The organism is Paraburkholderia sp. GAS42 (assembly GCF_050436565.1).
Taxonomy (GTDB): domain Bacteria; phylum Pseudomonadota; class Gammaproteobacteria; order Burkholderiales; family Burkholderiaceae; genus Paraburkholderia.
Genome location: NZ_JBNDML010000020.1, coordinates 105,589 through 132,383 on the forward strand (window position 1 = coordinate 105,589; position 26,795 = coordinate 132,383).

The window sequence follows — 26,795 nt, forward strand, 5'->3', positions numbered from 1 at the left end:
ATACTTACAGCGTCGAGCCGCCGACCGCGCGGTTGCACGGGCACAGTTCGTCCGTTTGCAGACCGTCGAGAATACGCAGCACTTCTTCCGGGTTACGGCCGACGTTCAGGTTGTTCACCGAAACGTGCTGGATCGTGTTCTCCGGATCGACGATGAACGTCGCGCGCAGTGCGACGCCGGCTTCCTTGTCGCGCACGCCGAGCTGGTCGATCAGTTCGCCCTTCACGTCGCCGAACGCGTAGTGGTTCAGCTTGTTCAGGTCCTTGTGCTCACGGCGCCATGCGAGCTTGACGAATTCGTTGTCGACGCTGCCGCCGAGCAGAACGGCGTCACGCTCGTCGAAGTCCTTGACCAGCTTGCCGAACTCGACGATTTCCGTCGGGCACACGAACGTGAAGTCCTTCGGGTAGAAGTAGATGATCTTCCACTTGCCCGGGAACGACTGTTCGGTGATTTCTTCGAACGCCGACACGCCGTTTTCTTCGTGATTGTTGAAGCCCGGCTTGGCTGCTGTGACGGTGAAAGCTTCGAGTTTATCGCCCACGGTTTTCATGCAGATACTCCTGTATGTGTTGGAAAAACAATCTGTTCAAGCTGCCTGCTCGTTGTAACGCATGCTGCGCTACACAAATTTCACTATAACTCTATTGATCAATCAAATCAATAGTTTTTAACTAACAAAGCGGATAGCTTTTATTCACTGGCCCGATAGGCATGAGCCATGCGTCTCCATTTTTTGGGTGTTACGAGGCTGCCGCCGTTCGGCGCGCATCGGGCGCGCCGGCCTGTGAAATGGCGGCCGGTTCAGATGCCCTTGGCAAGTGGGAAGTCGATCGTGACTTCGAGCCCGGGGCCAGGCGTCCGGTTGCGCAGACGCAGCGAGCCGCGATAACGGCCAACGAGCCGCTGCACGATCGCCATGCCCAAACCCGTGCCGTTCGCCTGACTGCGCGCCGAATTGACACGATAGAACGGTCGTGTGACAAGCGCGAGCTGGTCTTCGGGAATACCGGGGCCTTCGTCCACCACGGACAGTTCCACGCGCGAGTGCGACACGCGCGTTTCGATGACGACACGCGGAATGCCGTCGCCGTCGCTCAGCCCATACTTGCGCGCGTTCTCGACCAGATTGCCGACGACGCGCCGCATGTCGGTTTCATCCGCCTCGACAACCGCCGACGGCGCGAGCCGCGTGACGAGGCGCATGCCGTCCTCGCTTGCCATACGCGCAGCCAGTTCTCCTGCGATCACGGAAAGGTCGACCGGTTCAGTCATTCGTTGCACTGGACGCGCGTAATCAAGGAAGCGGCCGATGATCATGTCCATCTGCTCGATGTCGTCGACCATCGCATCTTTCGTGCTCTGATCCGACGGACTCATTTCCGTTTCGAGCCGCAGCCGCGCGAGCGGCGTGCGCAGATCGTGCGAAATGCCGGCGAGCATCAGCGCGCGATCGGCCTCGAGCTGTTCGAGGTCGGTCACCATCTGGTTGAAGCTGCGGTTGGTTTCGGCGGCCACGCCCATGCCGCGCTCCGGCAGCGGCTCAGGCGATTGCCCGGAACCCACCTTGCGCGCGGCCATCGCTAGCCGCGCGAACGGTCTGTTCACGAGACTCGTGATGAACGCCGCGCCGAATAGCGATAGTGCGAGCGCAAAGATGCCCCATCCGGCCCACTGCAGGCCGGTGACGTTGTCGAGCTGATCGCGATCGAGCGCGACCCAGTAGTCGTCGTCGTCGATCTTGAAGCTGATCCATACGCCGGGGATGTCGTTGACCGTCTGCGCGATGATGGTGTCGTCGCCGAGACGGCCGCGGATGTCGTGTTCGATCAACCGGTTGAGCGACTCGTCCGGTTGCAGGCGGTATTTATCCGTGGTTTCGCGCGGGTACACGCGCACCCCTTCATTGCTTTCCAGATCCTGCAGCAACGCGCGCCGCAGGTCGGGATCGGAATAAAGGAGGGCGGTGCGCGTGAGCTTCACGATGGCGACGAGCTGCAACGCCACGCGCTGCGCGCGCGGCTCGCGTTCGATCACCCGGAAGCTCTGGAACCATGCGGCGAGACTGACCGCGATCAACAGTGCGATCAGCAGAAAGGTCCGCCAGAAAAGGCCGCCGAACGCGAGCGTCAGGAGGCGCCGGTCGATCCGCATGGGCCCTTCTCGTCAGAAAGCAGGAGCGACAACCTCAGGAATACCGTCAAGCTGCGCCGTCGGGAATGAAAACATAGCCGAGACCCCACACCGTCTGGATAAAGCGCGGGCTGCCCGGATCCGGTTCGATGAGCTTGCGCAGACGCGAAATCTGCACGTCGAGGCTACGGTCGAACACTTCGTATTCACGCCCACGCGCGAGTTCCATCAGCTTTTCGCGCGACAGCGGCTGGCGCGGATGACGCGCGAATACCTTCAGCACGGAGAACTCGCCGGTGGTCAGCGGAATTTCCTGGCCGGCCTTGGTGAGCGTACGTGTTGCAAGATTGAGCGCGAACTCGCCAAACTCGAAGACCTCGGTGGTTTCGGATGGCGCGCCTGGCAGTTCCGACGGCGACTGACGGCGCAGCACCGCGTGAATGCGCGCGACCAGTTCGCGCGGATTGAATGGCTTCGGCAGATAGTCGTCGGCGCCCATTTCGAGCCCGACGATGCGATCGACGTCTTCACCCTTCGCCGTCAGCATGATGATCGGCGTGCGATCGTTGCTGCCGCGCAGACGCCGGCAGATCGAGAGACCATCCTCGCCAGGAAGCATCAGGTCGAGCACGAGCAGATCGAACCGCTCCCGGACCCACAGCTTGTTCATTGACGGCGCGTTTTCAGCGACATAGACATTGAAGCCCTGTTCGCCCAGATAGCGGCGCAGCAAATCGCGCAGACGCGGATCGTCGTCGACGACGAGGATTTTTGAAGGGTTTTTGGTTTCCATAGTCGGCATCTTAGCGCGATTACAAAGCGGTGCCTGTTCGCACCAATTATCGGGTTACAGTCAGTTACAAAATTTACCCTGCCGGTGGCACGGCGTAAAGCGTGCGCGCTTACACTCCTTTACTGTTTGCGGCTGTTCGGTAGATACTTCATTCGACAAAAACTTTAGCACCCCGGCCATTACCGGGGTCTGCACACGCATTTGAGGTACCGGTTGCCGCGCCACGAAGGGAAAAAAATGAAGGGAGGGGTTTGGCCGAACGTGCGCTTGCGCGTGATTGCACTGGCGGTTGCCGGCACGCTCTCTGGCACATTGGCTACCATGCCCGCCCACGCCCAGCCTGCGCCGGACCGGATGGCGAATCCCCGCTCGCCCGGGTACAACGGGAACAAGGTACCGCGTGCGCCGCACGCCGCAACTGTCGACCAGCCAGCATCGGACATCATGATGCACACCGCAGTTCCCCCCGATCTCGATCAACGTCGCCGCGATGGTCACATGACGCCCGAAGAACGCCGCCTGCTGCGTCAGCACATCGAAGATGCGGTACGTGAGCTTTACAAGCGGTAAGGCGTTTGCGTTCGCCTGACGTTCGCCCGACGTTGACTGTCAGTCGAGAACGATCCCTTGCGCTTTTCGCGCGCATGAAAAATTTCGTAGCAATTCCATCGTCAACTATCGCGCGTCGACTGCCGTTGAGCGTGTAACGTAGATCTTCGTTGCCGGCGCGAACGCCTTCCTTTGATGCGCTCGCATCACGTTACGTTCAGGGACAATGGACGATGCAAACCTTCCTCACGCTCAATCGCTTGATGCCGGCGCTCGTTTGCCTCGCGTTGGGCGCCGGCATTGCGCCAGCGCTGGCTTCAGCTTCGACTTCGACTTCGACTGCGGTTGCGCAGGACGGCGCATCGCATGCGGCCCGGCCGAAGCATCATGCGGTCACATTGAAAGCGGGCGACGAAACGGACGCCATCCTCGACGCGGACGACGCGCGCCTCTTCCTCACCCGCACCGGCTTCGCACCCGATAGCAATGAAGTCGCGCAATACGTCGGGCTCACACGCGAGCAGGCGGTCGACAAGGTGCTCGGCGGCGTGCGCACTGAGGCCGCGACGCCGTTGCCGGCATGGACGGCCGAACCGCTCCCGACGCGCGCCGAACGCAAGGCGTGGACGCCCGACCAGCGTCGCGACGAACAGCGGATGCGTCGCCAGCGCTATGAGGAGTTGCGCGCGTGGTGGATTCGCGAAATGGCGACGACGCCTTCGCCACTCACCGAGCGCATGACGCTCTTCTGGCACAACCACTTCACGTCCGGTCAGGACAAGGTGCCGTTTCCGCAGGTCATGGCGCGGCAGGACGCGCTGCTGCGCCGCGAAGCGTTCGGCAATTTCGGCGTGATGCTGCACGACGTCGCAAAAGATCCGGCGATGCTGCTGTATCTCGACGGCGCGGGCAATCGCAAGGGGAAGCCCAACGAGAATTTCGCGCGTGAAGTGATGGAACTGTTCACGCTCGGCGAAGGCCACTACTCGCAGCAGGACGTATCGGAAGCGGCGCGCGCCTACACCGGCTGGAGTCTCGATCCCGATACGCAGACCTATCTCTGGCGGCCGAATTTCCACGACGATGGCAGCAAGACGGTGTTCGGCGAGAGCGGTCCGTTTGATGGCGATCAGATGCTCGATATCCTGCTCGCGCGTCCGGAGACCGCGACGTTCGTCACGACGCGGCTGTGGCGCGAGTTTGTCTCGGACACGCCGGGCGCCGCGCAGGTTGCGAGCGTTGCCGACCGCTTCCGCGCGAGTCACTACGACATCAAGGTCGCACTGCGCGGTCTGCTCCTCACTGACGCGTTCTGGCGCGACGACAATCGCGGTGTGCTCGTGAAGTCGCCGGTGGAGTTCGTGGTCGGCACGCTGCGCGCGTTTGACATCAGCTACGAGAACACCGCGCCGTTCGCCGCAGCGACGCGCAATCTCGGCGAGAATCTGTTCTATCCGCCGAATGTGAAGGGCTGGCCAGGCGGCCAGACGTGGATCAACAGCTCGACGCTGCTCGCGCGCAAGCAGTTCGTCGAGCAGATGTTTCGCGCGACTGAAACTGCGGGCCCGCGTCGAACGCAAAGCGGTAATGCCATGGACATGAGCGACAACGCGGCGGGCTCGATGCAGCGCGCGATGGCGCGCGTCGGGCAGGGCGGCGTCAGATTCGACCTCGATGGCTGGCTCGCGCGCTACAACACAAAGCCGGACGCGAAGCCCGGGCTCTCGACCGAACTGCAGTTACAGCACGCGGTGCTGCCGCTTGCGCCCGTCGATGCGATCGCGACAGATTCGACGGGCAGTGCGTATCTGGAAGCGTTGCTGATGGACCCGGTGTACCAGCTGAAATGAGCGCGCGTCGATGAAAGTGCAAAGAGCGCAAAGAGTCGAACTAAAAGACGAACGAGGTGCGGCATGAAACGACGCGATTTCCTTGCGATGACATCGGCGGCAGGCGCCGCGCTGTGGTTGCCGGCGGCGTTCGGCGCGCAGTGGGGCGCGGCGCGCGAAGGTGCCGCGGTGTCGGACGGATCGCGGGACTTGTCGGGTGCGACGTCGGGCGCGCGGGGTTATAGCAATCTGTTGATCCTCGTCGAACTGAAAGGCGGCAATGACGGCCTGAACACGGTCATTCCGTACGCCGATCCCGCTTACTATCAACTGCGCAAAAACATCGGCATCAAACGCGAGCAGATGATTCCGCTCGATGAGCGCACGGCGCTGCATCCCGCATTGCTGCCGCTGATGCCGCTCTGGCAGGATCATCAGCTCGCCATCGTGCAGGGCGTGAGCTATCCGCAGCCGAACCTGTCGCATTTCCGTTCGATCGAAATCTGGGACACCGCATCGCGTGCGGATCAGTATCTGCGCGACGGCTGGCTTTCGCGGGCGTTTGCGCAGCGTCCAGTGCCGGCCGGTTTCGCCGCCGATGGCGTCGTGATCGGCAGTGCGGAGATGGGGCCGCTCGCGAACGGCGCGCGCGCAATCGCGCTTGTCAATCCGGCGCAGTTTGTGCGCGCGTCGCGGCTTGTCACGCCGGTTTCACTGCAGGAGCGTAACCCCGAACTCGCGCACATTCTCGACGTCGAGAACGACATCGTGAAAGCCGCCGATCGTTTGCGTCCCGTGCCCGGCGCGCGCGATGGCCAGCTCCAGCTGAAGACGACGTTTGCGTCGGGCGCGTTCGGAACATCCATCAAGACAGCGATGCAGGTGCTGGCGGCTGGCGACACGGCGCAAGGCAAACCCTTGGAAGATCAGGGCGTCGCCGTAATCCGTCTGACGTTGAACGGCTTCGATACGCATCAGAACCAGCCCGGCCAGCAGGCTGCCTTGCTGAGGCAACTGGCGGAAGGGTTTGTGTCGATGAGATCGGCGCTGATCGAGATGGGCCGCTGGGATAACACGCTGGTGATGACGTACGCGGAATTCGGACGGCGTCCGCGCGAAAACCAGAGCAATGGCACTGATCACGGTACCGTGGCGCCGCACTTCGTGATGGGCGGGCGTGTGCGCGGCGGCCTGTACGGCGTGCCGCCGGTGCTCGCGCAACTCGACGGGAACGGCAATCTGCCGGTGGGCATCGACTTCCGGCAGATGTACGCAACGGTGCTCGGGTCCTGGTGGGGGCTCGACTCAGCGAGCATTCTTCAGCAGCGGTTCGAGCCGCTGCCTCTGTTGCGGGTGTGACGGGCTGACGCGGATTTGCGCGCGTGGAACCCCTAAGAGTTGACCGCTGGAGTCAACCGGGAAAAAGACTGGTGCGAGGAAGGGGACTCGAACCCCTACACCATTGCTGGCGTCAGGACCTAAACCTGGTGCGTCTACCAATTTCGCCATCCTCGCAGCCGGGTGGAATGCGTGAGCACGCTACCCGATGTTCTGGCTCGCCCCCGTCGCCTCATTGCGTGTATTGCCCGCAAAAGCAGCGTCCGAAAGCGTAAGCGCGAAATTCTAACCGATTGGCCAACGCTTGTCTGCATCTGCGACATGGATCGCGATGCTACAATTTTCGGCTTGCCGCACCGCAGGGTGCGCGCCATCTGCATCCGATTCCTCACGCCCCCAATCCAGTGAATTTCGACGACTATTGCCAGCAGAAAGCCGCGCCGCCTGGTTCGAGCGCCTATTACGCGCTACGTCAGGCGTCCGTCGCCCGCCAGCCGCTTTTGACCGCCCTGTTCGCGTTGCGCCGCGAGTTCGAGGAGACCGTCAAGGAAACGAGCGATCCGACCATCGGTCGTACGAAGCTCGCGTGGTGGCAGAAGGAAATCGCGGCGCTTGCCGCAGGTGAACCGTCGCATCCGGTGTCGAAGGCGCTGGCCGCGTACCAGGGAAACGTCGAGGCTGAATATCCATCGCTGCAGGCGCTGCTTGCCGGATACGAGATGGATCTCGACCAGGCGCGTTATCTCGACTATCCGAACCTGCAGCGGTATATGGTGAGCGTCGGCGGTACGTTTGCGACGCTCGTCGCACGCGCTACTGCGCGCGACCCGGTGAAGGCGTCGAACTGGGCCGCGCCGCTTGGTCAGGCGCTGATGCTCGCGCAGTTCGTCGAAGAACTCGGCAACGACGCGCGCCACGGTCGCATCTATGTTCCGATCGACGAAATGCAGCGCTTCAATGTAACGGCGGCGGATCTGATCAACCGCCGTTACACCGATGCGTTCACCGAACTGATGCGCTTCCAGACGGCCCGCGCACACGACGCAGTCACCGCCGCGCTCACCGCCATCCCGGCGGACGAACGGCCGACGCAACGCACGCTCCGCGCGCAGGCCGCGCTGTCCGTTGCCGTGCTCGACGAAATCGAACGCGAAGGCTACAAGGTGCTGCATCAACGGATCGCGTTGACGCCGATCCGCAAGCTGTGGATCGCGTGGCGCGCAGCGCGCCAGCGCTGAGCAGACCGACGGCGGCAGCAGTGAGGTTGTCCCGTCAGCATGCTGGCTTCGTCGGGGTCATTCTTCTGATTGAAGCGCGGCTGTGCGCCGCGATCTGTTGGTTGCGCGCGCAACCAGATCCTCCTATCCTGCGCTGACGCACCCTGGCGTCGAAAGACAGTGTCATGCCCGCAACGCGGGCGAGGAGACTGGAATGTCAGCCACCGATGAAATCCATTCCGGCAGCACCGAATCCGGAAGCGACCACGGCAATCAACGCGAACGGACGCTGCGCGTCGAGCTGGCGGGCACGTATCGCGTTTTCGCAATGCTGGGCTGGACCGAGCTGATCTATAACCACATCACTGTCCGGTTGCCGGGCCCTGACACGCACTTTCTGATCAACCCGTTTGGCCTGCATTACAGCGAGGTGACGGCGTCGAATCTCGTCAGGATCGACCTCGACGGGCGCGTCGTCGGGGAGTCGAAATACTGTGTCAATCCGGCCGGTTTCGTCGTGCACGCCGCGATCCATCGAACGGTGCCTCACGCGCATTGCGTGATGCACACCCATACGACCGCTGGGCTCGCGGTTGCCTGCTCGCAGGTCGGACTGGACAACGCCAGCTTTTATTCGGCGCAGCTGCGCGGGCGCCGTCGCGTATCACGATTTCGAAGGCATCACCGTGCGAGCCGACGAAGGGCCGCGCCTCGTCGCGAGTCTGGGTGACAGGTCCTTGATGATTTTGCGCAATCACGGCCTGCTCGCGATCGGCGCGACGATCGCTCAGACCTTTTCGCGCCTGTGGACGCTCAATCGCGCCTGCGAGATCCAGCTGGCGACGGCCGCGCTCGGACCGTCGCGCATCATTCCCGACGAGATCGCCGAACGCTGCACGCAGGATGCGTTGCAGTTCGATCCGAGGTAGGGTGCGGGTCAGGACGTGCTTGACGCGTTGCTGCGCCAGGTCGATCGTGTCGATCCGTCATACAGGGAGTAACGCAGTCATGAATTCTCCGCAAGTCAGGACAGCCGTAGTGGGCGCCGGTGCGATCGGCGGCCTGATCGCCGCCGCGGCGGTAAGGACAGGCCACGACGTGAGCGTGCTCGCGCGCGGCAAGACGCTCGACGCGATTCGCGCCGACGGCATTCGCATCGTCGGCGATGACGGTGACGAAGGCGAAACCACCTCACGCGTGACCGCCGACGATGATGCCGCGCGGCTCGGCGTCCAGGATTTCGTCGTGGTCGCGCTTAAGGCGCAGGCATTGCCCGGCGTCGCGGAAAGCCTGCGGCCGATGATCGGTCCGTCCACGGTGATCGTCGCTGCGATGAACGGACTGCCGTGGTGGTTTCTGGACGGCATGAGCGGTCCGCTCGCCGGCCAGCACATCGAAGCCGTGGACCCGGGCGGCGTTGTGTCGGCCGCGTTGCCGCCCGCACAGTCGATCGGGTGCGTCGTGCACCTGTCTTCATCGACCGACGCGCCCGGTGTGATCCGGCGCGGTCGCGGTAACCATCTGATCGTGGGAGCACCCGATACCGCGCTTCAGGTGCAGGCGAACGTGTTTTCCGCCGCGATGCGCGAGGGTGGCTTCGACGTCACCGTATCGGACGACATCCGCACGGAGATCTGGGTCAAGCTGTGGGGCAACATGAACATGAATCCGTTGAGCGCGCTGAGCGGATCGACTGCGGACGTGCTGCTCGACGATCCGCTCACTCACGCACTCGTACTCAGGATGATGGAAGAGGCCGACGCGATCGGCACGCGTCTCGGTCTTTCCACCGGCATGACCGCGCCCGGGCGTGTAGCGGTGACGCGCAAACTCGGTGCCTTCCGGACGTCGATGCTGCAGGACCTCGAGGCGGGGCGGCCGCTCGAGATCGGGCCGATTGTCGGCGTGTTTCCCGAGCTCGGCCGCAAGCTCGCTATACCGACGCCGTTCTGCGATGCCGTGCTCGGGCTGCTGCGTCAGCGCGCGGCCAACAATGGCCAATAGCAGGCAACGGTGGGGCGGCCGCGAGGCCTCGGGCTGCAGCGGCCGGCAGTGCGGAGCAGCGCGCTTTAATGCGAATCAGGCTTCGCGCGCCAGCATGCTTTCGATGACCTTGTCGAGCGCATCGCTGAGCGTGGCCTGTTCCTTCTCATCGAGGCACGCGAACAGATCCACATTCCATTTGCGCGCGATCGGCATCACGCGACGATAGAGCGCGCGTCCTTCAGTTGTCAGCGACACCAGCACGACGCGGCCATCTTCTTCGCTCGCTTCCCGCTTGACGAGCCCCTGCCGGATGAGCGCCTCGGCCGCGCGGCTCGCCTGACTCTTGTCGAGATTCGCGTGCCGCGCCAGATCCATGATCGAAAACGGCCCGAACGACCCCACCGACGCGATCACACGTGCTTCCGGAAGCGTGACATCGAGCTTCTCCTGATAGCGTTCGCCAATGCCGCGTTCGGCAAGCTTGTTCAGGACATGCAGGCGATACGTCAGGAACTGCTCGAGTCCGGTTTTGGCGGATGCCTTCATGATGTTCCCGGGTTGGGTGGATGCAATCGTGCCGCTGTGATTGTTGCCGCATCCGCGGAGCGGGTCAACGCGCGCCGTACTTCAGCCGCGTGAGCTGTTCCGCTTCGTTCTCGAGCAGCCGCGCTGCGTCGCGGATCGCGACTTCCAGCGTGACCGGTCCCGGTGCGGGTGAGAAGCAGCCGGTGAAGTGCTCTGAAAGACGGGGAAGCGCGGCGGCATCGACAGCGCCGGACAGCAGCGTGGCGGGCACGCCTCTAGCCTGCGCATGACGGCACGCGATGAACGGCGCCTTGCCGTGCAGCGTCTGCACGTCCGACCGGCCTTCGCCCGTGATCAGCCAGTTGGCGCCTTCGAGCGCGGTGTCGAGCCCGATCTGCTGCGCGACGACTTCCGCGCCGGGCTGAAACTGCGCGCCGAGCATGTGAAGCGCGAATCCAAGGCCGCCCGCCGCGCCTGCGCCGGCCTCATTGCGCGCCGTACGGTTGAGCGCGGGCTCGAGCAGATCGGCGAAACGGGCGAGGGCAGCGTCGATCTGCCCGACCTGCTCGGACCTGACACCTTTCTGCGGACCGAACACGGCGGTTGCACCGTGTTCGCCGGTGAGCGGATTATCGACATCGGACATGCCCGTGAAGCTCGCGCCGGCGAGCCGCGCGTCAAGTTGCGATGCGTCGACGCGCGCAAGTTTCGCAAGGTGTTCCGGCGTGGGCTCGAGTTCCTGCCCCTGTGCATCGAACAGCTTCAGCCCGAGCCCGACGAGGAGGCCCGCGCCGCCATCGTTCGTGCTGCTGCCGCCGAGTGCCACGAAGAACCGCCGCACGCCGGTATCGAGCAGTGCGCGGATCGCTTCACCCATGCCGCGCGTGCTGCGTGCTTCGACCGGCACACCCATGCCGACCGGATCGGTAATCCCGACGATTTCCGCTGTTTCGATGATCGCGCTGCCGTCTGCGAGCAGGCCTGTGGCTGCCTCGCGTGCCGGGCCTGCCGCGCCGCTCACCGTCAGCATTGAACGCTTGCCGCCGCACGTGAGCATGGCGTCGAGCGTACCTTCGCCACCATCGGCCATCGGACAGATGCGCACGACCGCGTCCGGTCGCGCGCGCTGAATGCCGGCAGCGATGGCTGCGGCAACCTGATCGGCGCCGAGAGAGCCTTTGAAAGAATCGGGAGCGATGACGACGACAGGCGTGGACGACGGATTCGGCATGGTGTCTCGTGTAGGTTGTTGTCGGGCGACGCGGACTCCAGCAGGCTGAAGTTCGAGCGTGTGCGATAGCTTAGCAGCATGGCGTCGACGGCTGAATATGCCGGATGGCATAGAGGCTATCGAACGGGGCGAGCCGTGCGGGCGCCCACATCGTCGGTGGACGGAATGGGGCGACCGTAGACGGGGAAAAGACCCGGATATGGACCCGATGACGGGGAAAAAACCGGCAAAACATCGAATCCCGGCTAGGCGCGCAAATAGTTTGCTAAAATATTCGGCTCTTCTGACCCAAACCGTGTTGCAGGCGCCCCGAGGGCCCGCGGCGAGAGGTGCGCGATCGATGCAGGCTGTGCCCGGAACCGGGCGTCAAAAGGCGGCATCGAGAGGCAGCACGGCAAAGATAACTGATTCGCTCGAATAATTTTAGGACGATTGAAGCCATGGCTAACGTTGTTGAAAACCTCGGCAAGCTCGAACGCCGCGTAACGATTTCCCTGCCGAAAGACACCGTTCGGAAGGAAGTGGACTCGCGTATCCGCCAGCTGGCGAAGAATGTGCGTATGCCGGGCTTCCGCCCGGGCAAGGTGCCGCTCAAAATGGTGACGCAACAGTATTCGGGCCAGGTGGAAGCTGAAGTGCTGAGCGACAAGGTCGGCAAGGAATTCTTCGATATCAGCCGCGCGGAAAACCTGCGCGTTGCTGGTCAGCCGAGCTTCGCGCCGAAGACCGACGCCGCGGAAAGCGACTACGCATTCGACGCCACGTTCGAGGTTTACCCTGAAGTGAAGCTGGGCGACGTCGCGACGGCTGAAATCGAACGCACCACGACTACGATCAGCGAAGCGGAAATCGACCGCACGCTGGATATTCTCCGCAAGCAGCGCGTCCATTACCACGCACGCGGTGAAGCCGGCGAACATGGCGACGGCGGCGGCGAAACGGCAGCGAAAGAAGGTGACCGCGTCACGGTCGACTTCGTCGGCAAGATCGACGGTGAAGTGTTCCAGGGCGGCAGCGCCGACGATTTCGCATTCGTGCTCGGCGAAGGCCGCATGCTGCCGGAATTCGAAAAGGCAGCGGCAGGCCTTACGGCCGGCGAGTCGAAGGAATTCGATCTGGCGTTCCCGGCTGACTATCACGGCAAGGACGTCGCTGGCAAAACGGCGCAGTTCACGGTCACGATGAAGAAGATCGAATGGCCCCACCTGCCGGAAATCGACGCTGAATTCGCGAAGTCGCTCGGTATCGAAGACGGCGATCAGGTCAAGATGCGCGGCGAAATCAAGGACAACCTCGAACGCGAAGCAAAGCGTCGCACGCAGGCGATCGTCAAGAACCAGGTCATGGACGCGCTCCTGAAGATCTCGGAACTCGACGTGCCGAAGGCGCTGATCGAACAGGACCAGCAACGCCTCGTCGAGATGGCGCGTCAGGATCTGCAGCAACGCGGCGTGCCGAACGCTGCCGACGCACCGATCCCGGCTGAAATGTTCGCTGAACAGGCTGAACGTCGCGTGAAGCTCGGTCTCGTGCTGGCTGAACTCGTGAAGGCGAATGAACTGCAGGCCAAGCCGGAACAGATCCGCGCTGAAGTCGACGAATTCGCGAAAAGCTACGAAGACCCGAAGGAAGTCGTCCGCTGGTATTATTCGAACCAGCAGCGCCTGGCGGAAATGGAAGCGTACGTCGTTGAAGCCAACGTCGTCGATTTCGTTCTCGGCAAGGCCAAAGTGACGGACAAGGAAGTGAGCTTCGAAGAGCTGGCAAGCGCGACGGCGCAGGCATAAGCGTCGTTGTAACGGCGTGCCGGCTGTCGGAGCGACGGCCCGCACGCCGTTTTTTTATGTCCGGCGTATCGTGCGGGCTTGAAACTGGCGTCGTCGTACACACCTGCCTCACGAACAAGAACATTCCAGACAAGGATCCACTGCATGACCTTTCGCGCTCAATTGCTGGACACGTTAGCCTCCCACGCGCCCCGGGACCTCGAGGCGCAGGCGCTCGGGCTCGTTCCGATCGTCGTGGAAACGAGCGGACGTGGCGAGCGTTCGTACGACATCTATTCGCGTCTGTTGAAGGAGCGGGTGGTGTTTCTGGTCGGTGAAGTGAACGACCAGACTGCCAATCTCGTGGTGGCGCAGTTGTTGTTCCTGGAAAGCGAAAATCCGGACAAGGACATCAGCTTCTACATCAACAGCCCGGGCGGCTCCGTATCGGCCGGCATGGCGATTTACGACACGATGCAGTTCGTCAAGCCCGACGTCTCGACGCTGTGTATGGGTCTCGCGGCAAGCATGGGCGCATTCCTGCTTGCGGCGGGTGCGAAGGGCAAGCGTTTCACGCTGCCGAACGCACGCGTGATGATTCACCAGCCGCTCGGCGGCGCACGCGGGCAGGCGTCGGACATCGAAATTCAGGCACGTGAAATCCTGTACCTGAAGGAACGTCTGAACCAGCTGCTCGCGCATCACACGGGTCAGCCGGTCGAGCGCATTGCGCGCGATACCGATCGTGATAACTTCATGTCGGGTGACGACGCGCAGGCTTACGGTCTGGTTGACCAGGTTCTGCACAAGCGGCCTTAAGCGGCGTCCCTGATCGGGTGCGATGTGCCCCAAATCAGGGCAAGGGGTCAGACGAAATTCCAATGAGAAGCATCTGACCCGTCCCTGAGCGCCTGCGGCGAACACGCCGTCCCAGCTTTGCACGTCGTCCTGGGCCGACTGTGAGGCTGGAGCAAACGGCGTATCATGTAATCGAGTGTCCGGAGGCTCACACATCTATGGCGGACAAAAAAGGTTCTAACAGCGAAAAGCTGTTGTATTGCTCGTTCTGCGGCAAGAGTCAGCATGAAGTCAAAAAGCTGATTGCTGGACCGTCGGTATTCATCTGCGATGAATGTATTGATCTGTGCAACGAAATCATCCGCGACGAGGCCGCTGGCTCCGGCGTGGAGACGGGCCTGTCGAAGTCCGATCTGCCGAGTCCGCAGGAAATCCGCGAAATCCTCGATCAATATGTGATCGGCCAGGAACGTGCGAAGAAAATCCTCGCGGTCGCGGTATACAACCACTACAAGCGCCTGAAGCATCTCGACAAGAAAGACGAAATCGAGCTGTCGAAGAGCAACATCCTGCTGATCGGCCCCACGGGCTCCGGCAAGACGCTGCTCGCGCAGACGCTCGCGCGTCTCCTGAACGTGCCGTTCGTCATTGCCGATGCAACGACGCTGACGGAAGCCGGCTACGTCGGTGAAGACGTCGAGAACATCATTCAGAAGCTGCTCCAGAACTGCAACTACGAAGTCGACAAGGCCCAGCGCGGCATCGTCTACATCGACGAAATCGACAAGATCAGCCGCAAGTCCGACAACCCGTCGATTACCCGCGATGTGTCGGGCGAAGGCGTGCAGCAGGCGCTGCTGAAGCTGGTCGAAGGCACGATGGCGTCGGTGCCGCCGCAAGGTGGTCGTAAGCATCCGAATCAGGACTTCATCCAGGTCGATACGACCAATATCCTGTTCATCTGCGGTGGCGCGTTCGATGGCCTCGAAAAGGTCATCGTCGACCGTACGGAAAAGACGGGTATTGGCTTTGGCGCGAGCGTCAAGAGCAAGCAGGACCGCGACGCTGGCGAAGTGCTGCGCGAAGTGGAACCGGAAGATCTGATCAAGTTCGGCCTGATTCCGGAGCTGATCGGCCGTCTGCCGGTGGTTGCGACCCTTGGCAAGCTCGACGAAGTCGCGCTGATGAAGATTCTCGTCGAACCGAAGAACGCGCTCATCAAGCAATACCACAAGCTCTTCAATATGGAGCGGGTCGAGCTGGAGATCCGTCCGGGTGCGTTGCAGGCGGTGGCGCGCAAGGCGATTCGCCGCAAGACGGGCGCACGGGGTCTGCGATCGATCCTGGAACAGGCCTTGCTCGATGTGATGTACGAGTTGCCGACGATGAAAGGCGTAAGCAAGGTCATCATCGACGACAACGTCATCGATGGCGACGGCAAACCGTTGCTGATCTACGAAGACGCGCCCAAGGTCGCGGGTTCGAATTGATCAGCATGAAGGGGTCTGCAAAAAGCCGTTCATGGCGACGTGAACGGCTTTTTCGTTTATCTTGTGGTCAGGCTGGTTGTTTTCTCTATTGGAGTCACTGAACCTTCGGAGTCACTGAACTTTTCCCACACGCGGAGGCCTTGCAATCTTTTTTGCTGGCCTCACCTATCGAACGAACTGATTCCACTCATGGGGAAATGAAATGTCAGGAACCCAACTCCTCCCGCCGGAACGCACTACACTCCCGCTGCTCCCGCTGCGTGACGTAGTCGTATTCCCGCACATGGTGATTCCGCTCTTCGTAGGCCGCCCGAAGTCGATCAAGGCTCTCGAAGCAGCGATGGAAGGCGGCAAGCACATCATGCTCGTCGCCCAGAAAACGGCTGCAAAAGATGAGCCGACCGAAAAGGACATGTACGAAGTAGGGTGTATCGCCAACATCCTGCAAATGCTGAAGCTGCCCGATGGCACCGTAAAGGTGCTCGTCGAAGGCCTTCAGCGCGCGAAAACGCTCTCGATCGAAGAGCAGGAAACGCAGTTTTCGTGCGAAGTCATGCCGCTCGAACCCGACCACGCCGACAGCGCCGAAACTGAAGCGCTGCGCCGGGCGATCGTGTCGCAGTTCGACCAGTACGTGAAGCTGAACAAGAAGATCCCGCCGGAAATTCTGACTTCGCTTTCGGGCATCGATGAAGCAGGGCGTCTGGCCGATACGATCGCCGCGCATCTGCCGCTCAAGCTCGACCAGAAACAGCATATTCTCGAGATGTTCCCGGTCATCGAGCGCCTCGAGCATCTGCTCGCGCAACTCGAAGCCGAGATCGACATTCTCCAGGTCGAAAAGCGCATCCGCGGACGCGTGAAGCGTCAGATGGAAAAGAGCCAGCGCGAGTACTACCTGAACGAGCAGGTCAAGGCGATCCAGAAGGAACTGGGCGAAGGCGAAGAAGGTGCGGATCTCGAAGAACTCGAGAAGCGCATCACCGCTGCGCGCATGCCGAAGGAAGCCAAGAAGAAGGCCGACGCCGAGCTGAAGAAGCTCAAGCTGATGTCGCCGATGTCGGCGGAAGCGACGGTCGTGCGTAACTACATCGATACGTTGATCGGGCTGCCGTGGCGCAAGAAGAGCAAGGTCAACAACGACCTCTCGAATGCGGAACGCGTGCTCGACGAAGACCACTTCGGTCTCGAGAAAGTGAAGGAACGCATTCTCGAGTATCTCGCGGTCCAGCAACGTGTCGACAAGGTGAAGGCGCCGATCCTGTGCCTCGTTGGGCCTCCGGGCGTCGGCAAGACGTCGCTTGGACAGTCGATCGCACGCGCAACGAACCGCAAGTTCGTGCGTATGGCGCTCGGCGGCGTGCGCGACGAAGCCGAAATTCGTGGTCACCGTCGTACGTATATCGGTTCGATGCCCGGCAAGATCCTGCAAAGCCTGACCAAGGTCGGCGTGCGCAATCCGCTTTTCCTGCTCGACGAAGTCGACAAGATGGGTCAGGATTTTCGCGGCGATCCGTCGTCGGCACTGCTGGAAGTGCTTGATCCGGAACAGAACCATACGTTTGCCGATCACTACGTCGAAGTCGACTTCGATCTGTCGGACGTGATGTTCGTCGCGACGTCGAACTCGCTGAACATTCCGCCGCCGCTGCTCGACCGGATGGAAGTGATCCGCCTGTCGGGTTACACGGAAGACGAAAAGGTCAGCATCGCGCAACGTTACCTGCTGCCGAAGCAGAAGAAGAACAACGGCCTGAAGGACGGCGAGGTCGATGTGGCGGAATCAGCAATCCGCGACATCATTCGTTATTACACGCGTGAGGCGGGCGTCCGTTCGCTCGAGCGTGAAATTTCGAAGATCTGCCGCAAGGTCGTGAAGATGCTTCTGCTGAAGAAGGCGGAAGGCGCGGTGAAGGTCGACGGCAGCAATGTCGATACCTTCCTCGGCGTGCGCAAGTACGACTTCGGTCTGGCTGCGAAGGAAAACCAGGTCGGTCAGGTTACGGGCCTCGCGTGGACGGAAGTCGGCGGCGATCTGCTGACGATCGAAGCTGCGGTCATGCCGGGTAAGGGCAATGTGATTCGCACGGGTTCGCTCGGCGACGTGATGAAGGAATCCGTCGAAGCTGCGCGCTCGGTGGTCCGCTCGCGATCGCGTCGTCTTGGCATCAAGGACGAAGCGTTCGAGAAACAGGACATTCACATCCACGTGCCAGAGGGCGCGACGCCGAAGGACGGTCCTTCGGCGGGTATCGCGATGACGACTGCGCTGGTGTCGGTGCTGACTGGTATTCCGGTGCGCGCCGATGTCGCGATGACGGGCGAAATCACGTTGCGCGGCGAAGTGCTTCCGATCGGCGGCCTGAAGGAAAAGCTGCTGGCGGCGCATCGTGGCGGCATCAAGCTGGTGCTTATTCCGGAAGAAAACGTCAAGGATCTGACGGAGATTCCGGACAACGTGAAGAACGCGATCGAAATCATGCCGGTCCGCTGGATCGACAGGGTGCTCGAACTCGCGCTCGAACGTACGCCGCAGCCGCTGCCGGAAGAAGAACCGAAGGCCGCGCCGGTGGCAGCTGAACCGGCCAAGGATCCCGCAACCGAAGTCGTGAAGCATTGATCGACTCAAAACGGATCCTGTAGCGTCTGCTGTCTGCTGTCAGCTGTAGCACCGAAACCCGCGGCCTGGCCGCGGGTTTTTTCTTGTCTGAAGCCTTTGCGTACGTTTGCGCAGCGTCAAGATGGCGCCTGTATCCCACCATTTGCGCAACCGGTGTCTGCCCGCACCGAACTGGTTGCGCGCGCATCGATCGTGCGCAAAATTCCGTCATAAATCTCATGCAGAATGTGCGCCCTAATCAGGCTCAACCCCGCTTGACACAAGGGTTTCGGCCAATTCTAATTAGCGGGCCCGGCGATTTGCGCCGTGCCTGCTTATAAACCGGCGCCAAAGGCGCTATCACGATTGCCCAATAACATTCTCGGGGGCTGGAATGAATAAAACAGAATTGATCGATCACATCGCGCAACAAGCAGATATTTCGAAAGCTGCGGCGGGACGTGCACTCGATGCTGTGATTGGTGGCGTCAAAGGCACGTTGAAGAAAGGTGGCTCGGTTACGCTGGTCGGTTTCGGTACGTTTGCCGTTGGCAAGCGCACGGCTCGCACGGGTCGCAACCCGCGCACAGGCGCTGCGATCAAGATCAAGGCAGCCAAGGTGCCCAAATTTAGGCCTGGTAAAGCGCTGAAGGATGCGCTAAACTAATAGGCTCGCTGACTGAGGGTCTTGTAAAAGCTACCTTCTGCAGTTCCCCTGGTCAGCGGATAGTTCGACGTGCAGCGCATCGTGGAACGGGTGCTTAGCTCAGTTGGTAGAGCGGCGCCCTTACAAGGCGTAGGTCGGGAGTTCGAGCCTCTCAGCACCCACCAGTTCCAGATGTCGTAGCAACGAACGTGCAGTGAATGTGCAGCAATAAGGAGTGGTAGTTCAGTCGGTTAGAATACCGGCCTGTCACGCCGGGGGTCGCGGGTTCGAGTCCCGTCCACTCCGCCAGCATCTTCGAAAGGCGAACTCCGGTTCGCCTTTTTTATTGCCCGCTGTTGTAATATCGGGCGTTCTGTTTTTGGCCGACCCTCACGCATGCTTGATTTTTTCCGCAATCACAAACGCCTGATGATGTTCATGCTCATCCTCGTCATTGTGCCGGGGTTGGGATTTGTGGGTATTCAGGGCTTCCGCGGTTTCTTTGATGAAAGCGCGAACGTCGCAAGCGTCAACGGTCACAAGATTACGCGCGTCGAATACGACAACACGATGCGCCAGCAGCTCGACCGTGCGCGCCAGGTGCTCGGCGCCCAGTTCGACATGAAGTCGTTTGATACGCCCGAGCGTCGTCGCGACATGCTCGACGGTCTGATCCAGCAGCGCGTGCTGGCCGACGAAACGCAGCGTCTGCATCTGACGGCTTCGGACGACGCCGTGCGTCGCACGTTGCTGGCCGATCCCATCATTTCGTCGCTGAAGAACGCCGACGGTACGATCGATGTCGATCGCTACAAGCAACTGCTCGCGATGCAGGGCATGACGCCCGAACAATACGACGAGCGCGTGCGCTATGGTCTTGCGACGCAACAGTTGCCCGCTGCCATTCAGGCCAGCGCGTTCACGTCGAAGACGCTGGCGCAGCGCCTGACCGATCTCGCGGAGCAGCAGCGCGAAGTGCAGGGTCTGGCATTCCGCGCGCGCGATTACGCATCGAAAGTGCAGCCCACAGACGCGCAGTTGCAGGCTTATTACGATGCGCATCGGCAGGAGTTCGCCACGCCCGAAACGGCGACGGTCCAGTACGTGGTGATGTCGCCGGCCGTGCTCGCCGCGGCTGTGCAGCCGGGCGACGCCGACGTCAAGAAATACTACGACGATAACCTCGCGCACTACCGCACCGATGGCGAAGTGCGCGCAAGTCACATCCTGATCGCGGCGCCGAAAGATGCCAGCGCAGCCGACAAGGCCAAGGCGAAGCAGAAGGCTGACGAAGTGCTCGCTCAGGTCAAGGCCCATCCGGATCAGTTCGCGCAGATCGCCGCGCAGAATTCCCAGGATCCGGGCTCGGCTTCGAAGGGCGGTGACCTCGGCTACTTCGGTCCCGGCATGATCGCGGGCGGCAAGGCATTCGACGACGCCGTGTTCAAGCTGAAGAAGGACGAAGTCAGCGACATCGTGCAAACGGATTTCGGCTATCACATCGTCAAGGTGACGGATGTGAAGCCTGCGGTCACGAGGCCGTTCGACGAAGTGAAGGATTCGATCGTCAAGGATCTGAAGCAGCAGCAGGCCACCAAGGCTTTCGCTGACGATTCGGACGGCTTCACGTCGATCGTGTACGAACAGGCGAAGGGCCTGCAACCGGCCGCCGACAAGTACAAGCTGCAGATCCAGACGGCGACGGTCACGCCGCAACCGGACGCGAAGTTGCCGCCGGACAGCCCGCTGAACAACGCGAAGTTCCTCGCGGCCGTGTTTTCGAGCGATGCGACGAAGGCGAAGAACAACACGCAGGCGATCGACGTCGGCGGCAATACGCTGATCGCGGCGCACGTGACCGACTACAAGGCGGCGACGGTGCCGGCGCTCGACGCCGTCAAGGATGCCGTCCGTCAGAAGGTAATCGCCCAGCAGTCGGCGGAGATGGCGCGCAAGGATGGCACGGCGAAACTCGCTGATCTGGAGAAGTCGAAGTCGACGGACGGTTTCTCGTCCGCGCTGAAGGTTTCCCGCAACGATGCGCAAGGCGTGCCGCCTGCCGCGTTGAGCGCGATCTACAAGGTCGATGCACAGAAGCTGCCGGCGTATGTCGGTGTCGATCTTGGTGACGATGGTTACGCGATCTATCGAGTGAACGCTGTCGTGCCGGGCAATGCGGTCGACGCACAGCGTCTTGCTGCCGCGCAGCAGCAGATCGCGCAGGTCAATGCACAGTCGCAGGTCGAAGCGTATGTCGACGCGCTGCGTGCACGCTCGAAAGTGAAGTTCTTCGGAGCGCTGGATGGCTCGGCGCAATCGTCGGGCGATTGATCCGACGCGAAGCTGGTAGTAGCGCGAACAAACAAAAAGCCCCGCAAACGCGGGGCTTTTTGTCTGGCGACGAGCCTCGGCCCGTCACGTCGTGACCTGTCGCGCCGATGTTACAGGCAGGCCGTGATGTCACTGGTGTCGCCGCCGGCACCACCGCCTGAGCGAAACCCAACCCACGTGCCCGGGCCAGAGTAAGCCGGACGCACGACAGCGGCCGCGCCGCCAGGCGGTTGCTGACCCGGAACGTAGACGTCCATTGCGGCGTCGTTCGCGAGCGTATTCTGCGACACCACCTGCTGTTGCGATTTATCGGCCCATTTCTTCGCGATGCACTGGCCGACAACTTTTGGCGGTTGCTGACTTTGTCCGACGGATTGAACACCTGGTGGCGGTTGCGCAGCGCAGGCAGAAATTGCCACGGCCAAAGCGATAAGTGGTAAATATTTCACGTTATCTCCTTCCAGAATCGCTCAAAATGAGCCTGGTTTTCGAGGTTAACGAAATATCAGATCGCTAATGCATTACCTCGTTCCCGCGCATTCGAAACAGGTTGTTAGCAAACCCGTCTGGGCGATCAAGTGGCAATTACGGCGCTTTCAGCAACGGCTTTAACGTGAGCCATACGTTGTTCAGCAAAACGGGCTGAGCCTGTTGTGTGGGGTGGATCTGGTCGGCCTGGAACATGTCTGGCTTGTCCTCGATTCCGGCAAGCAGGAAGGGCACGAGCGGCACGTGAAGCTGCTTCGACAGATCGTCATACACGCCGTGGAACTTTTGTGTGTAGTCCATGCCGTAATTAGGCGGCACATACATACCCACAAGCACCACCTTCGCGTGTGCCTTCTGCGTCTGCTCGATAATCGTGCGAAGGTTGTCTTCGGTGGTGGTGAGTGGCACGCCGCGCAAGGCGTCGTTGGCGCCAAGTTCGACGATCACCACGGAAGGTTTCAGACGCTGCATCAGTGCAGGCAAACGGGCGAGTCCACCGCTCGTCGTATCGCCGCTGATGCTTGCATTCGCAACGTTATAATCGATGCGCTCGTCGGCCAGACGCTGGCGCATCAACGCGACCCAGCCGGTATCGCGGGGCAGGCCGTACTCGGCGGAGATGCTGTCGCCGAGCACGACAATCACCGGCTTGTCGGGTGCGGTGCTGGTGGCTGCGGTATTGGATGTATTGGCTGCGCCGGCTGTATGAGGCGCGGTCGCAATCACCGCGACGACACCGAGCGCGGCGCCCAGCGTCACCATGCGCACTTTCAATTTGTGCTTCACCATGCAAAAGAAAACTGATCCAGTCATTGAGGTGCGGGGTCTGAGCAAGCGGGTTAAGGATGCAACGGGCGAACTGACGATTCTCGATCATATCGATCTTTCGATCGAGCCGGGCAGCAGCGTGGCGATCCTCGGCGCGTCCGGGTCGGGCAAGTCTACGTTGCTGGGTTTGCTAGCAGGATTGGACAGCGCGACGTCCGGTTCGGTTCGGCTGCTTGGCCGTGAACTCACCGAACTCAGTGAAGACGAACGCGCTGCGTTGCGGAGCGGTTCGGTCGGCTTCGTGTTCCAGTCGTTCCAGTTGATGCCGCATCTGACCGCGCTCGAAAACGTGACGCTGCCACTTGAGTTGCAAGGCGGCATGTCGACGCGCGAGGCGGCGAAGCGCGCGCGGTCGCTGCTCGATCAGGTCGGGCTGGGCAAGCGGACGGGGCATTATCCAAAGCTGCTGTCGGGTGGCGAGCAGCAACGTGTCGCGCTGGCGCGTGCTTTCGTCACGCATCCGGCGATTCTCTTCGCCGATGAACCGACGGGCAGTCTCGATGCCGCGACCGGTCATGCCGTGATCGATCTGATGTTTGAGATGAATCTCGCGAATGGCGCGACGCTTGTGCTCGTCACACACGATATCGAACTCGCGCGGCGCTGCGACAGTACGGTGACGATCGAAGCAGGGCATCTCGTGGTCTGAACGCAATCGAAATGATCGACTGCTCGCATTGAAAAAAACGGACACCGCAGCGTCCGTTTTCGTTTGCTACTCAAGACCGCAATCGATCAGCGCTTCAACGCAGCCCGCGCGCGACCGATCAACGCCGAGGTCGACGAATCATGCTTCTTTTCTTTGACCGATGCCGCGGTCAGATCCGCCTCGACGACCTTGCCGAGAATCTTGCCGAGCTCGACGCCCCACTGGTCGAACGGGTTGATGTTCCATACCGAGGCCTGCACCAGCACCTTGTGCTCGTACATCGCGATCAACGCACCGAGCGAACGTGCGGTCAGCGCATCGACGAGCAGCGTTGTGGTCGGACGGTTGCCCGGGAACATCAGATGCGGCGCGAGTTCCGGCTTGTCCGGGCCTGCCACCTTCTTCGCTTCTTCGAGCGTGCGGCCTAGCATCAGCGCTTCGCTTTGCGCAAAGCAGTTTGCCAGCAGCTTCGGATGATGATCGACGAGCGGATGTTCCGGCGTCAGCACGGCGACAAAGTCGATCGGCACGATCGTCGGCCCCTGATGCAGCATCTGGAAGAACGCGTGCTGTCCGTTCGTGCCGGGTTCGCCCCACGTGACCGCGGACGTCGGGTAATCGACGATCGCGCCATCGAGCCGCGCCGACTTGCCGTTGCTCTCCATTTCCAGCTGCTGCAGATAGGACGGCAGGAAATGCAGGGCTTCCGAATACGGCGCAACCAGATAGCTCTGCGAGCCGAAGAAGTTGCGATACCAGATGCCGATCATGCCGAGCAGTACCGGCAGATTGCGTTCGAGCGGCGCGTCGCGGAAATGCTGGTCCATCTCGTTCGCGCCCGCGAGCAGTTCGGCGAAGTGCGCCGGACCGACCGAAATCATGATCGACAGACCGACGGCCGACCACAGCGAATAGCGTCCGCCGACCCAGTCCCACATCTCGAAGACGTTTTCCTTCGCGATGCCGAACTTCACGACTTCAGCCGGATTCGCCGACACGCCGACGAAGTGCTTCGCCAGTGCGCTTTCCGGGCAACCGCTTTTGATAAACCAGTCGCGCATCGAGTGTGCGTTGGTCATCGTTTCGAGCGTCGTGAAGGTCTTGGATACGACGATCGCGAGCGTCTCTTCCGGATCGATCTGCTGGAGCACGCGATACATATCCGCGCCGTCGACGTTCGACACGAAGAACGACTTGATGTCCGGCGTGGCGAGATGGTGCAGCGCATGCACGACCATCTTTGGACCCAGATCCGAACCGCCGATGCCGATATTCACCACGTAGCGAATGCGCTTGCCGGTATAGCCGGTCCACGCGCCACTGCGCACCTGGTCGGCGAACGCGGCCATCCTGGCCTGCTCGGCCTTGACCTGTGCGTTGAACGGCGCCTTCGGATCGGTCGCGCGCAACGCCGTGTGCAGCGCCGCACGGCCTTCGGTCGGGTTCACGACCTCGCCCGCGAACATCGCGTCGCGACGTTTTTCGACGCCCGCTTCGCGTGCCAGTTGAACCAGCAGGCGCAGGGTTTCGTCGGTGATACGGTTCTTCGAAAAATCCGCCGCGAGGCCGCCGCCCGACAGCGTGAAGCGCTCGGCACGGGTCGGGGCGGGGTCGTTGTCGGGGGCGAACCAGTCGCGCATGTGCGCGTCGCGGATCTGTTCGTAGTGCGCTTGTAGCGCGGACGAGGCGGGGAGCGGATTCGATGGCATGTAACTGTCCGTCTAGCGAAATGACACGAATGGAAGGCGGCGTGCTGCGTGTGCCGCCAGCGGTGAGGCTTTGGCGCGTCGCGGTGTCGTCGGGTTCAATGCGCTTTCAGTGCTTCCGGCGCTTCACGCGCCGTATTGCAATTCCACGACTGGGCGATGCACTCAGTCGGTCAGTATAGCGGCGTTGGATGACAGCGCGCAGCCAGATGATGGGAGCGATCATGCGATGCCGGCGGTTGGGTTCGCGTAGTTCGCGCATGCATTGTTCGCACGCATCGTGGTTGGCCGTTTCAGGCACGCAAAGGATAAAACAGCCGGTTCAGCAACGTGCGCACCATCGGCGCCAGTTCGCCGGCGGTCAGGCCGGCGGGGCCGTTGCCTTGTGCGGTCAGCGTATCGGCGGCGCGGCCGTGCAGGTAGACGCCCGCGAGCGCTGCCTCGTAGTGAGGCAGACGTTGCGCGAGGAAAGCACCGATGATGCCGCCGAGCACGTCGCCCGTGCCGCCTGTCGCGAGCGCCGCGTTGCCGGTCGGATTGATCGCGACGCGGCCATCGGGCGCAGCGATAATCGTGCCCGTTCCTTTCAGTACGACGACGCTCGCATAACGGGCCGCCAGCGACCGCGCAGCGGCGAGACGGTCGGCCTGTACCGTGCGCGCATCGGTATCGAGCAGGCGGGCAGCTTCGAGCGGATGCGGCGTCAGCACGCACGGATTGCCTCTCTGCGCGCCGCGCGCTTCGACGGCGGCGGCGAGATCTTCGTCCTTCGAGATCAGGTTGAGCGCGTCGGCGTCGAGCAGGATCGGCACGTCGAGTTCCAGCGCGTCGTGCAGCGTAACGGACGCGCGGTCGCGTTCGCCCATGCCGCAGCCTATCGCGAGCGCATCCATTGCATCGAGCGCGAGACCGTCGACGCCATGCAGCATCAGTTCGGGGTGGGGCGGATCGTAGGCAGGCGCGCCGCTGCCGATGAACGCGATATGCACCTTGCCCGCGCCCGCGTAGAGCGCGGCACGGGCCGCGAGAATCGGCGCGCCGCACATGCCCGTGTCGCCCCCGACCACCGCGAGACTGCCGAACGTGCCCTTGTGCGTCGCGAAATCGCGCGGCGGCAGACATGACGCGAAAAGCGACGGCGCGTTGAGTTGCATCTTCGTGCGGCTGCCGGCGTCCTCGATACCAATTGGCGCCACCGTCACCGAGCCTGCCAGATCACGTCCCGAAGCCGTGTACAAGCCGGGCTTCGCGCCAATGAAGGTGACGGTATGCGTTGCGCGCACCGCGATGCCGGCGCCGGAGCCGACGACATTGCCCGTATCGCTGTCGAGGCCGCTCGGCACATCGAGCGCGAGCACGTGGCCTTTGCTATGCGCGCGTTCCGACAGGTTTCGGGCGAGTTCGGCGAAGACGCCTTCAAGAGGCCGCGCGAGTCCAATGCCGAACATGCCGTCGACGAGCCAGCCGTAGCGGTCGAACGAAGCCGGCGGCGTCGCGGAAATCGGTACGCCGGCCTTGCGGGCGGCATCGAGCGCCCAGCGAGCGTCGTCCGGCTTGACCTCGACGGGCATGCAGACATCGACCGTTACGCCTGCGCGGTGCAGCTCGGTCGCCATCACGAGCGCATCGCCGCCGTTGTTTCCCGGGCCCGCGACCAGCCAGACCGGATGGCTCGCATAGGCGGACGATTCGTGGGCACTCTGATCGAGCAGAAAGCGCGCGGCGGCCGCGCCCGCGCGGGCCATCAGTGTGTGTTCGGGGAGTGTCGCGGCCGCTTCTTTTTCGAGCGTGCGCAGTGCTTCGACCGTCGAGAGCGGTAACGGACGGTCGTACGGGTCGATGAGCGTGGCGGAGCTGGAAGAGGCGGGCGGCGGAGTGTCGGTCATGGCGGC

At 62.0% G+C, this 26,795-nt stretch carries 21 protein-coding genes, 3 tRNA genes and 1 pseudogene; 15 read left to right on the forward strand and 10 right to left on the reverse strand.

Annotated elements, in window-relative coordinates; all coding sequences use genetic code 11:
* Positions 1 to 4: 4 nt before the first annotated feature.
* From P3T16_RS26405 to ompR, 3 genes are all read right to left on the reverse strand, one after another.
* Entirely contained in the window at positions 5 to 553 is a 549-nt protein-coding gene (locus P3T16_RS26405) for a peroxiredoxin (protein ID WP_429256417.1), read from the reverse strand.
* A 251-nt stretch (positions 554 to 804) separates the two neighbouring features.
* Positions 805 to 2,154 (reverse strand): ATP-binding protein, encoded by a 1,350-nt coding sequence (locus P3T16_RS26410; protein ID WP_429256416.1) that lies wholly within the window; start codon positions 2,152 to 2,154, stop codon positions 805 to 807.
* A 46-nt stretch (positions 2,155 to 2,200) separates the two neighbouring features.
* A complete protein-coding gene (ompR, locus tag P3T16_RS26415; RefSeq protein WP_006048917.1) occupies positions 2,201 to 2,935 on the reverse strand; it encodes a two-component system response regulator OmpR in 735 nt (244 codons plus the stop codon).
* A 228-nt stretch (positions 2,936 to 3,163) separates the two neighbouring features.
* Between ompR and P3T16_RS26420 the strand changes: the two genes are divergently transcribed.
* From P3T16_RS26420 to P3T16_RS26430, 3 genes are all read left to right on the forward strand, one after another.
* The gene (locus P3T16_RS26420; protein ID WP_429256632.1) at positions 3,164 to 3,496 is read left to right on the forward strand and encodes a hypothetical protein; all 333 of its coding nucleotides are present in this window, start codon (positions 3,164 to 3,166) and stop codon (positions 3,494 to 3,496) included.
* A gap of 242 nt (positions 3,497 to 3,738) precedes the next feature.
* A complete protein-coding gene (locus tag P3T16_RS26425) occupies positions 3,739 to 5,325 on the forward strand; it encodes a DUF1800 domain-containing protein (protein ID WP_429344537.1) in 1,587 nt (528 codons plus the stop codon).
* Between the two features lie 63 nt (positions 5,326 to 5,388).
* Positions 5,389 to 6,663, forward strand: a complete 1,275-nt coding sequence (locus P3T16_RS26430; protein WP_429344515.1) for a DUF1501 domain-containing protein — start codon at positions 5,389 to 5,391, stop codon at positions 6,661 to 6,663.
* Between the two features lie 69 nt (positions 6,664 to 6,732).
* On the opposite strand, the gene P3T16_RS26435 is transcribed toward P3T16_RS26430, so the two are convergent.
* A tRNA-Leu gene (locus P3T16_RS26435) sits at positions 6,733 to 6,819 on the reverse strand.
* Positions 6,820 to 7,046: 227 nt separating this feature from the next.
* Here P3T16_RS26435 and P3T16_RS26440 point away from each other — a divergent pair.
* The 3 genes and pseudogenes from P3T16_RS26440 to P3T16_RS26450 all read left to right on the forward strand — a co-directional run bounded on the left by P3T16_RS26440 (position 7,047) and on the right by P3T16_RS26450 (position 9,863).
* Entirely contained in the window at positions 7,047 to 7,880 is an 834-nt protein-coding gene (locus P3T16_RS26440; RefSeq protein WP_429256414.1) for a squalene/phytoene synthase family protein, read from the forward strand.
* A 193-nt stretch (positions 7,881 to 8,073) separates the two neighbouring features.
* Positions 8,074 to 8,860 (forward strand): annotated as a pseudogene (locus P3T16_RS26445) (class II aldolase/adducin family protein).
* A 7-nt stretch (positions 8,861 to 8,867) separates the two neighbouring features.
* Positions 8,868 to 9,863 (forward strand): 2-dehydropantoate 2-reductase, encoded by a 996-nt coding sequence (locus P3T16_RS26450; RefSeq protein ID WP_429344516.1) that lies wholly within the window; start codon positions 8,868 to 8,870, stop codon positions 9,861 to 9,863.
* Between the two features lie 75 nt (positions 9,864 to 9,938).
* On the opposite strand, the gene P3T16_RS26455 is transcribed toward P3T16_RS26450, so the two are convergent.
* Together P3T16_RS26455 and P3T16_RS26460 are read right to left on the reverse strand one after the other, a co-directional pair.
* Positions 9,939 to 10,391 carry a MarR family winged helix-turn-helix transcriptional regulator gene (locus tag P3T16_RS26455; RefSeq protein WP_429256411.1) on the reverse strand — a complete coding sequence of 151 codons (453 nt, stop codon included), beginning with the start codon at positions 10,389 to 10,391 and terminating at the stop codon, positions 9,939 to 9,941.
* Positions 10,392 to 10,455: 64 nt separating this feature from the next.
* Positions 10,456 to 11,601, reverse strand: coding sequence for a glycerate kinase (locus P3T16_RS26460; RefSeq protein WP_429344517.1), 1,146 nt, complete (start codon positions 11,599 to 11,601; stop codon positions 10,456 to 10,458).
* A 440-nt stretch (positions 11,602 to 12,041) separates the two neighbouring features.
* Here P3T16_RS26460 and tig point away from each other — a divergent pair, with 440 nt between their 5' ends.
* The 8 genes from tig to P3T16_RS26500 all read left to right on the forward strand — a co-directional run bounded on the left by tig (position 12,042) and on the right by P3T16_RS26500 (position 21,231).
* Complete coding sequence (gene tig / locus P3T16_RS26465; protein WP_429256409.1) at positions 12,042 to 13,388, forward strand: trigger factor; 1,347 nt, start codon at positions 12,042 to 12,044, stop codon at positions 13,386 to 13,388.
* A 144-nt stretch (positions 13,389 to 13,532) separates the two neighbouring features.
* The gene (gene clpP, locus P3T16_RS26470; protein ID WP_429256408.1) at positions 13,533 to 14,186 is read left to right on the forward strand and encodes an ATP-dependent Clp endopeptidase proteolytic subunit ClpP; all 654 of its coding nucleotides are present in this window, start codon (positions 13,533 to 13,535) and stop codon (positions 14,184 to 14,186) included.
* A 197-nt stretch (positions 14,187 to 14,383) separates the two neighbouring features.
* Positions 14,384 to 15,655 (forward strand): ATP-dependent Clp protease ATP-binding subunit ClpX, encoded by a 1,272-nt coding sequence (gene clpX, locus P3T16_RS26475; RefSeq protein ID WP_228883413.1) that lies wholly within the window; start codon positions 14,384 to 14,386, stop codon positions 15,653 to 15,655.
* A gap of 202 nt (positions 15,656 to 15,857) precedes the next feature.
* Positions 15,858 to 18,275 (forward strand): endopeptidase La, encoded by a 2,418-nt coding sequence (gene lon / locus P3T16_RS26480; RefSeq protein ID WP_429256407.1) that lies wholly within the window; start codon positions 15,858 to 15,860, stop codon positions 18,273 to 18,275.
* Positions 18,276 to 18,648: 373 nt separating this feature from the next.
* On the forward strand, positions 18,649 to 18,921 hold the full coding sequence (locus P3T16_RS26485) for an HU family DNA-binding protein (RefSeq protein WP_007585907.1): 273 nt from the start codon (positions 18,649 to 18,651) through the stop codon (positions 18,919 to 18,921).
* A gap of 88 nt (positions 18,922 to 19,009) precedes the next feature.
* A tRNA-Val gene (locus P3T16_RS26490) sits at positions 19,010 to 19,085 on the forward strand.
* A gap of 47 nt (positions 19,086 to 19,132) precedes the next feature.
* A tRNA-Asp gene (locus P3T16_RS26495) sits at positions 19,133 to 19,209 on the forward strand.
* 87 nt (positions 19,210 to 19,296) lie between these two features.
* Positions 19,297 to 21,231 carry a SurA N-terminal domain-containing protein gene (locus P3T16_RS26500; protein ID WP_429344518.1) on the forward strand — a complete coding sequence of 645 codons (1,935 nt, stop codon included), beginning with the start codon at positions 19,297 to 19,299 and terminating at the stop codon, positions 21,229 to 21,231.
* Between the two features lie 110 nt (positions 21,232 to 21,341).
* On the opposite strand, the gene P3T16_RS26505 is transcribed toward P3T16_RS26500, so the two are convergent.
* Positions 21,342 to 21,680 (reverse strand): hypothetical protein, encoded by a 339-nt coding sequence (locus tag P3T16_RS26505; RefSeq protein WP_429344519.1) that lies wholly within the window; start codon positions 21,678 to 21,680, stop codon positions 21,342 to 21,344.
* Between the two features lie 136 nt (positions 21,681 to 21,816).
* Positions 21,817 to 22,509 carry an arylesterase gene (locus P3T16_RS26510; RefSeq protein WP_429256404.1) on the reverse strand — a complete coding sequence of 231 codons (693 nt, stop codon included), beginning with the start codon at positions 22,507 to 22,509 and terminating at the stop codon, positions 21,817 to 21,819.
* Here P3T16_RS26510 and P3T16_RS26515 point away from each other — a divergent pair.
* Positions 22,508 to 23,197: an ABC transporter ATP-binding protein gene (locus tag P3T16_RS26515; RefSeq protein ID WP_429256403.1), complete on the forward strand. Its 690-nt coding sequence runs from the start codon at positions 22,508 to 22,510 to the stop codon at positions 23,195 to 23,197. The two genes, P3T16_RS26510 and P3T16_RS26515, sit on opposite strands and share 2 nt — an antisense overlap.
* Before the next feature lie 86 nt (positions 23,198 to 23,283).
* Here the strand turns inward: P3T16_RS26515 and pgi are convergent, their stop codons facing one another.
* Positions 23,284 to 24,906: a glucose-6-phosphate isomerase gene (gene pgi / locus P3T16_RS26520; RefSeq protein WP_429344520.1), complete on the reverse strand. Its 1,623-nt coding sequence runs from the start codon at positions 24,904 to 24,906 to the stop codon at positions 23,284 to 23,286.
* Positions 24,907 to 25,196: 290 nt separating this feature from the next.
* The gene (locus tag P3T16_RS26525; protein WP_429344521.1) at positions 25,197 to 26,789 is read right to left on the reverse strand and encodes an NAD(P)H-hydrate dehydratase; all 1,593 of its coding nucleotides are present in this window, start codon (positions 26,787 to 26,789) and stop codon (positions 25,197 to 25,199) included.
* Between the last annotated feature and the right edge of the window lie 6 nt (positions 26,790 to 26,795).